At 72.3% G+C, this 6,860-nt stretch carries 3 protein-coding genes; all 3 read right to left on the bottom strand.

The features are described from left to right. On the bottom strand, nucleotides 1-3,742 hold a 3,742-nt coding region (locus ACFYMU_RS23215), incomplete at its 3' end, for a beta-ketoacyl synthase N-terminal-like domain-containing protein (protein WP_388376249.1). Nucleotides 3,743-3,956: 214 nt separating this feature from the next. Then, on the bottom strand, nucleotides 3,957-4,223 hold the full coding sequence (locus ACFYMU_RS23220) for an acyl carrier protein (protein ID WP_388376232.1): 267 nt from the start codon (nucleotides 4,221-4,223) through the stop codon (nucleotides 3,957-3,959). A gap of 330 nt (nucleotides 4,224-4,553) precedes the next feature. Continuing rightward, on the bottom strand, nucleotides 4,554-6,515 hold the full coding sequence (locus ACFYMU_RS23225) for a BTAD domain-containing putative transcriptional regulator (RefSeq protein WP_388376234.1): 1,962 nt from the start codon (nucleotides 6,513-6,515) through the stop codon (nucleotides 4,554-4,556). Nucleotides 6,516-6,860: the final 345 nt, after the last annotated feature.

Here is a 6,860-nt window from a genome sequence, read left to right on the forward strand (position 1 = left end):
CCAGCTCAAGCATGTCCGCCGGATAACCCGTCTTCTCCCCCACCACCGCAAGCAGCGCCGCCTCCACACCCGCCACATCCACAGCAGGAACAGCCGAGGCGACCGAAGCGGCCGGTTCCGGCGCGGTGGCGGTCAACGGCTGCGCGGTGCGCGCGGGAGCCGTCGCGGCGCCGGTGGCCGGGGCCTTCGGGGCGGGCGTCAGGGCCGGGACGGGGGCGGGTGCGGGGGCCAGTGCGGCCGGGACCGGGCTGGGCAGGGCGGCCTGCGGGGCCGGCTGAAGGGCGCTCGGTGCGGCCGGCTGCGCGGTGGCAGGGCGGTGGACGGTCGAGGAGCCCGCGGTGCCCAGCTCCAGGCCGGCGAGGTCGCGCAGGATCTCGTTGGCCCGCAGGTGACTGCGTCCGATGTCCAGGCCGTGCTCCTTGACGGCGTTGATCCCGGGGAGGACCTGGCCGAGCCGGCCCTGCTCGGCGGCGCGCTCCAGGAGACCGGTGAGGCGCTCGGCGCTCTGCAGCTGGCTGCTCAGATAGTCGTCGTGCAAGGCGAGATGGTCGGCCACGAGATCGGCCAGGCGGTCACTGTCCACGTGAGCTGTCTCCATGACGGTGGGGGCAGGAGCGGAGGTCGGGGCGGGTGCCCCCGGAGCGGACGCGGTGGCGACGGCCGGGGCGGCGGGGCTCGGGGCCCTCACGGCCACCACGGCGGTCGATGCGCCGGCCCCGGCCGGGGCGGCACCCGGACGGGCCGCGGGCGACGAGCCGTTCGGGCCCGGGGCCTTCGCGGAAGCGGCGGCGTACACCGGGGTCGGGACCCCTGACGGCGCGGCGGGGGCTCCGGGGGTCCCGCCGCCCGGTCGGGCCGGTCCGTCCTGCGGCGCTGTCCCGGTGGTGCCGGGCAGCGTCGGGACGGTGATCCTGTACCCGTTCTCGATGGCGTCGCGGTACTTCGCCCTGCGCTCGGGCGCGACGTAGTTGATGCCGTTGAGGAGGATGGACATCCCCTTGGCGGGGGGCTCCTCGACCACGGGCTCCACGTAGCGGTCGGCCGTGGCGAGCGGCAGTCCCTGGACGGCGAGCTGGGCGACGGCCTGTTTGAGGGCGACGTCCGCGTCGCGGCCCGGGCCGGCGTCCAGGGCGAGCACCGTGTGCTCACGCTCCCCCAGGATGCGCCGGACGAGCTGGGTGAGCACGTTCTTGGGGCCGAACTCCACGAACACCCGGTACCCGGCCGCGTACATCTCCTCGACGCGCGTGGCGAAGTCGACGGGGTTGATGAGCTGTTCGGCGAGGACCGCGCGGTTGGCGGCGATGTCGTCGCCGTACGCGGCACCCTGGGTGTCGGCGAAGACCGTACCGTTCGGGGGCCGCACTTCGTATCGCTCCACGTCGGCGCGGAAGGCGTCCACGGCGTGGCCGACGAAGGGCGTGTGGAAGGCCGCCGAGACGGGCAGTCTGCTCGCGCGCAGGCCGGCCGCGCCGGCATCGGCGACGAGACGGTCGATCTCCTCCGTGGGGCCGCCCACGACGATCTGGTCCGGCGCGTTGCGGTTGCAGACCACCACGTCGGTGCGCGCGGCCAGCAGCTCGGCGACCCGCTCCTCGGGCGCCGAGACGGCGGCCATGGCCCCCGCGTCGAAGCCGGGATCCCGCGGCGGGGCCATCGCCTTGCCGCGGGCCCGGGCCAGTGCGAAGAACGCCTCGTCGGTGAGGGCCCCCGCGGCCCACAGCGCGGTCAGTTCGCCGAAGCTGTGCCCGAGGAACCCGTCGGCCGTGAAGCCCAGTTCGGTGAGATAGCGGTACTGGCCTGCCGACAGCGCACCGATGGCGGGCTGGGCGTACGCGGTCGCACGCAGTGCGCTTTCCTGCTCGGCGCGTTCGGCGTCGCTGAACACGGGCGGCGGGAAGGCGATGCGGGACAGCGGCTCGCCGTCCTCGAAGTGGCGGTTGGCGGCGTCGAAGGCGGCCCGCAGCGGCGGAAGCGCCATGACGGCGGACCGGCCGGGGTTGACGTACTGGCTGCCCTGCCCGGCGAACAGCGCGGCGACCTTGCCGGAGGGAGCGCCCGAGCGGCGGAAGTACACGCCCTTGGGATGGGACCAGGCGGCGGCGTCGGGGCGGGCGCGCAGTTCACCGAGGGCGAGCGCGCGCAGGTCGGCCAGCTCCTGCTCGGTGCGGGCCACGAACGCGATGCGCGCGTGGTCCGACGGCGCGGGACCGCCGCTCGCGGGGGCCCCCGAGGCGAGGGCCTCGGTCAGCCGCGCGGTGTCCGGCGCGTGCCACAGGTGCACCGCCGCCACCGGGTAGGAGACCCGCAGGTCGTCGCCGTCGCCGTGCTCCTCCAGGACCACGTGGAAGTTGGTGCCGCCGAAGCCGAACGAGGACAGGGCGGCGCGGCGCTTGGCCCGCTCCGGGGTGCGGATCCAGGGCCGCGCCTGGGTGTTGACGTACACCGGCCCGGACGTGAAGTCGATGGCGGGGTTGGGCTCGTCCACATTGATGGTGGGCGGCAGCACCTTGTGGTGCAGGGCGAGCGCCAGCTTGATCATGCCGGCCGCGCCGGCCGCGGCCTTGGTGTGTCCGATCTGCGACTTGATGCTGCCCAGGGCCGCGTACTGCCGGCTGTCGGTGGCCTCGGAGACCACGGCGGACAGGGCGCTCAGCTCGGTGGCGTCGCCGACGGCCGTGCCGGTGCCGTGCGCCTCGAAGAGCTCGATGCTCGCCGGCGAGCAGTCGGCGTCCTCGTACGCGCGGCGCAGGGCGACCATCTGGCCCTCCTTGCGGGGGGCGTAGATGGACTTGAAGCGGCCGTCGCTGGAAGTGCCGATGCCGCGCAGCACGGCGTAGATCTTGTTGCCGTCGCGCTCGGCATCGGCGAGGCGGCGCAGCGCGAGCATGCCGATGCCCTCGCCGATCAGGGTGCCGTCGGCGTTCTTGTCGAACGGGCGGATGTGGCCGGACTTCGACAGCGCGGGCGTCTTGCTGAAGCACAGATACATGAAGATCGTGTTCTCGGCGTCGCAACCGCCGACGAGCATGGTGTCCGCGCGGCCCTCGACCAGTTCGCTCACCGCGGCACGGACCGCGCCCAGAGAGCTGGCGCAGGCGGCGTCGATCGTCATGTTGATGCCGCCGAGGTCGAACCGGTTGGCGACACGGCCCGCGACGACGTTGCCCAGCATGCCGGGGAAGGAGTTCTCCTCCCACGGGGCGTACGCCAGGCGGAACTTGGCGACGATCTCCTCGGCGTCCCGCTGGGACAGGCCGCAGCTGCGGACGACCTCCTTGAGGACACCGCTCTGCAGCCTGGCGGTGAGCGGCTGGGTGAGCTGGTTGGCGCCCGTGATGCCGAGCACGACACCGGTGCGTGACTTGTCGTACCAGGCCTGGTCGGCCCCCGCGTCCTTCAGCACGTCACGCGCGACGACCAGGCTGAGCAGCTGGAGGACGTCGGTGACCTCCAGGGTGTTGGGCGGCAGCCCGAACTCGAGAGGGTTGAACGGCGTGTCGGGGATGAACCCGCCACGCCTGGCGTACGTCTTGTCCGGCACGGTGGGGTCCGGGTCGTAGTGCTCGTCGACGTCCCAGTGGCCGGCGGGCACCTCGTCGATGCAGTCGGCGGCCGAGACGACGTTCGACCAGAACTCCCGCAGATTGCTTGACTTGGGGAAGAGCGCGGAGAGGCCGACAATGGCGATGGGTTCCCGGGCGAGCCGACGGTCGACGTCGGATTCCTGCGAAGAGTTCACGGCGAGTCTCTCTGGATCTGGAGCGAACAGGGAGGTCGGGAGCAGTGGGCGGCCCCGTGCCGGGTGGCGGCGGGACAGCCCCCGGGTGGGCGGTGGCCCAGGGGACGACGGCCCCGTCGAGCCGCGGTCCTGGGAGGCGGCTCCGGGCGCGACCGCAGCGGGCGACGGGCTCCGGGCGCGCCGTCACGAACGGCCGGCCCGGTGCCCGGCGCTGTCACGCCGCGGCGGTGCGCCGCTCCGACTCCTCGGCGATGTGCGCCGCGAGGGCCTCGATGGTCGGGTGGTACCAGAGCGCGGTGGTGCCGAGTTCGAAGCCCAGCCAGTTCTCCATCTCGCCCGCGATGATCAGGGCGGCGGTACTGTCGAGGTCGAGCTCGTCGAAGTACTGGTCCGGCGGGACCTCCGACGGGTCAACTCCCAGGCGCTGCGCGATCTCGTCGATCAGCCACTTCTGGGCCTCCTCGGCCGTGATTTTCACCATTTCCGATCCTCTCCGAACGGCTCAGCGCACGGTTGTCGGTGAGTTTTGTTTGATTCCCCGAAGAATGCCCCGTCGCGGAGGCGCGGGGACGCATAAACGCAGAGGGCCGCAACGGGCCGGGCGGCGGATCCTGGTCCGCGAGCGTGAACTTATGGCCGGGAGCCTCGCCCGGCAACCGAACTCAGCGCCGTGAAAACGCTTTCAGTCGAACCCAAAGGTCCGTGCCGCGGTCTTTCAGCCGTTATTCCAGGCGCTGAGCTGGGGCGATTTCGAGTGTCCACGGAAGGCCGACACCGGTGTCAGCATCGGGCAGGGCTGTCAGCCTCCGTGTCAGCCCTCGCCGCGAACGGCCCGCCGGTCTTCGCCGGGGCTTTCCGGCGCGCCGGACGGGTGAGTTCCGGACGGCGGACACGGGGGCCCGCAAGGCTGGGGGCCCGTGCGGGCGAGTTCCTCGACGACGGCACGGACGGGCAGGTGCGGATCGGCCGCCAGGCGGGCGGCGGCGGCGCGCAGGGCCATCGGGAACCGGCCGCAGGCCGCGACCAGTTCGGCGGCGGCCTCGGGTTCGGTGGTGGTGCGCTCGGTGCCCAGGCACGCCTGGATCAGGGCATGGGACTCAGCCGCGGACAGCACGCCGACGGCGATCGGTGTGGCGCCCTCTCGGGTCACCAGGTCCATCAGCAGTGTCCTGCTGGTGGCCAGGACCAGATTGCCGGGAGTGCCCGGCAGCAGGGCCCGGACCTGGTCGGCGTCGGCCACGTCGTCGAGCAGTATCAGGAAGCGGCGGCCGGCCACCAGGCTGCGCAGCAGGGCGGATGCCTCCTCGCTGCTGTCGGGCAGCCAGTCGGCGCTCACGCCGATGGAGCGCAGGAAGCGGCTGAGCACCGTGCCGACGGGGACCGGACGGTCGGTGCTGCCCCGCAGGTCGGCGTAGAGCTGGCCGTCGGGGAACTCTCCGTGCCGCCGATGGGCCCAGTGGACGGCCAGCGCGGTCTTGCCGACCTCGCGCGGACCGTGCAGCACCCCGATCTTCACGGGCGTGTAGTCCACCCGTCGGCCCGTCAGCAGGGCGTCCAGGGCGTCGAGTTGCTGTCTTCGGCCGACGAACGGGGTGGCCATCGGGGGAAGTTGCGCCGGTGATGCGACATCCCGCAGGGGGGCGGCGCGGGCCGGAGGGGGCGACGGGTGCTCACCGGCGCCGAAGTTGCCTGCCGGATACGGCGACTGGGGTCCCAGTCCGTACCGTGCGGGTGCGGGTGCGGGTGAGAAGGAGGTGGCGCCGGTCGGTTGCGGCGGTGTCTTGAAGGCGTCCGAGGAGAGGATGGCCTGGCGGGCGTGCCAGACCTCGTCGCTGGGTTCGACACCGAGCTCCTTGCGCAGCCGTGTGCGCAGGTCCGCGAAGAGCTGCAGTGCGGCGGCCCTGCGGCCGGTGCCGGCGAGCGCGAGCATCATCCGCGCCTGCAGCGACTCGTGCAGCGGCTCCTCGTGCGCGGCCGTGGTGAGGTGCTCGACGGCGCATGCGGGCAGCTTGAGGCGCAGCGCCAGGTCGGCGAAGTCGATGGTCACGTCGATGTGGCGCTGCGCGACCCGCACGACCGCCGGATGGTGCCACAGTTGCGGCACGTCCTGCAGGACCCTGCCCTGCCGGCTGCGCAGCGCCTGGCCGTACAGTTCGAGCGCCTCCAACGGATCGGATTCGACGATCTGCAGGGCGCGCGCGACGCGTTGCTCGAACTGATGCAGATCCAGCCGGGCCCCACTGCTGTTGAAGACGTATCCGCCCCGGACCGTGCCGATCCGGCGGCCGCCGCCCCCCTGGCCACCGGCTCCCTGGTCGAAGATCCGGCGCAGGCGGGCGGCGTACGTGTGGACCAGTCTGGCGTAGCCGGACGGGGCGTCACCCGGCCACAGGACGTCTGCGATCTCCTCGTGTCCGACGACCTGGTCGGGCTGGACGGCCAGCAGGCCGAGCAGCGCACGCAACTTCAACGGCATGGCCACGGGCAGCCCCGCACACACCACGGTCAGCGGCCCCAGCAGGCGTATCTCGCACGGGTCGGCGGGACATGCGCCCGGTCCGCCGGCAGACCGGCGGCCACGGGCGGCCAGGTCGTACCCCACGACCCGGGCCACGCGTTCGAGCGCGTCCCGCCGCGGATTCCGGACCTGGCCGCGCTCGATGTGCCGTAAGGTTCTGACGCTGATTCCGGCTCTGCGTGACACCTCTTCCTGAGTCAGTCCTGCCTTGATACGAGCAGCTCTCAGACCGTCTCCCGCGCGCCCTTCAGCCATCCCCCACCCTTCACTCGCATTCGACGACTTCACAACCGAATGGGAGAAGACTTACCGCAACTGCCGTGCGCTCGGGTATGGCGGAAGGCAACACGATGCATTTGTTACTCAGCAGTCGACTCCCGGCCGGTGGAAAAATCCCGCGGAGGGCATTCCCGGGTCGAATACCTCCGCTCGGCCCTCCCCTTTTCAGGGGCTTTCCGGGCAGCGGCGTGCGGGGCCGCGGCGGCGGCACTCACACCGCGCGGATCCGTAAGCATTCAGAAGGTCGTGACCGAATCGACTGTCTGACGATGTGACAGGTGGTGGGCGGGTGCGGCAGGATCCGTGATCGTGCCGTCCGCC

Source organism: Streptomyces sp. NPDC007264, from assembly GCF_042869095.1.
Classification (GTDB): Bacteria; Actinomycetota; Actinomycetes; order Streptomycetales; family Streptomycetaceae; genus Streptomyces.